The organism is Lactobacillus sp. UMNPBX15, from assembly GCF_002553785.1.
Lineage (GTDB): Bacteria > Bacillota > Bacilli > Lactobacillales > Lactobacillaceae > Lactobacillus > Lactobacillus crispatus.
Genome location: NZ_PCYV01000072.1, coordinates 1 through 1,512, shown reverse-complemented (window position 1 = coordinate 1,512; position 1,512 = coordinate 1). Strand labels below are relative to the sequence as shown.

General features: G+C 36.8%; 1 protein-coding gene. It reads left to right on the top strand.

Features of this window, described 5'->3' with window-relative positions:
* The first annotated feature begins 254 nt into the window (after positions 1–254).
* Positions 255–1,484: an IS110 family transposase gene (locus CP366_RS10305; protein ID WP_080668519.1), complete on the top strand. Its 1,230-nt coding sequence runs from the start codon at positions 255–257 to the stop codon at positions 1,482–1,484.
* Positions 1,485–1,512 lie beyond the last annotated feature (28 nt).

Genomic DNA, 1,512 nt, shown 5'->3' with positions numbered 1-1,512 from the left:
AAACATACTAACCTAGTGTTGGATCATGAATCGACGGATTCACGATCTGGCACTTTTTATTTTGTCTAAAATAGAAAGTGAAGATAAAGCAAATCAAGTCTTCAGCTTTTTAGACACTTGATGTCGTAAAAGAAACGGACTGCTTTACCACCTATTCTTAAGTCTCTTCGAAGTCTGTGGGCACTTAGATGCCGTGTTTAGAAAATTAGAATTAATAGGTTGATAAAGAGGTTTATCTTCACAGCGGAGGTTATATTATGGAATCACAAATTATTTTCGGTATTGATGTTAGCAGTAAATCTTCCACAGTTTGTGTGGTTAATGACCGGATCAAACAAGGCGAATCTTTTAGAATCTCTAATGATTCCTTTGGCTATCAAAAACTTTATGAGCAACTGAACCAATATTTGATAACTCCTTTAGTTGTTTTCGAAGCTACTGGTGTTTATTCTCTAAGCCTGCAAGCTTTCTTAGAGGATTATCATATTAAGTATTTGAAGCTTAATCCGCTTAAAGCGAAAAAGCTAATGGACAATAATTTACGCCATAATAAAACTGATAAGGTAGATGCTTATCGCCTGGCTTTAATTCAATTTAATGCCCCGCAAAAGCTGCGTGATCCACAGCCCAGAGAGTATCATGAACTTCAGAATGCCAGTCGCTATTATGAAGAACTTACTAGGAGTATAGTTACTACTAAAAATCAATTGCACCGCAACCTCCAATCCACTTTCCCACAAATTGAAGAAATACTGTCTCATCCATCTGGCAGAATTTATTGGGCGCTTGTTAGTCTTTTCCCACATGCTGGATATGTTCTAGAAAAGAATGAGACACAGGTAACTCAAATGCTTAATTCTATTTCTGGAATAGGACAACAAAGGGCACGGTACTTAACCACAAGATTATACGCTTTTGCTAGAGAAGCTTATCCTTATGATTCCAAAGATAGTATTATCGTTAGAGCTATTCAAAGGAACATTTCTAATTTATTTTCACTCCAGCAAGAACGCGACTATGTAATTAACTACATGGAAAAGCTGGCTAAAGCAGTAAACGCTCGTGCTTTATCCATCTATTTGAGTATCCCAGGGGTTGCTAGAATTACAGCAGTGAGATTAGTAGCAGAGCTCGGTGATCTAAGACGGTTTAGCACTTCAGCTCAAATTGATGCGTTTGTTGGCATTGATCCAGGAAGGTACCAATCTGGTGAAAAAGACAGTTCTCTTGGCATTACCAAGCATGGCAATCATATTGCCAGAAAAATACTTTATCGAGTTATTACTCAAATGGAGACGGTAAAGGCTACGCAGCCTTGCCATATAACTGATTATTATGACAAGAAAAAACGATCTTCAAATAGCCAAGGCTATAAGAAAATCGCCATTGCATCAGTCCATAAACTGATACGCACAATGTTTGCTCTTATCAAACATGATCAATTATATGATTACAACATAGCCACCGAAAATAAAAGACTTTAGCTGAAATCAAATAATCAACTTAAGTATA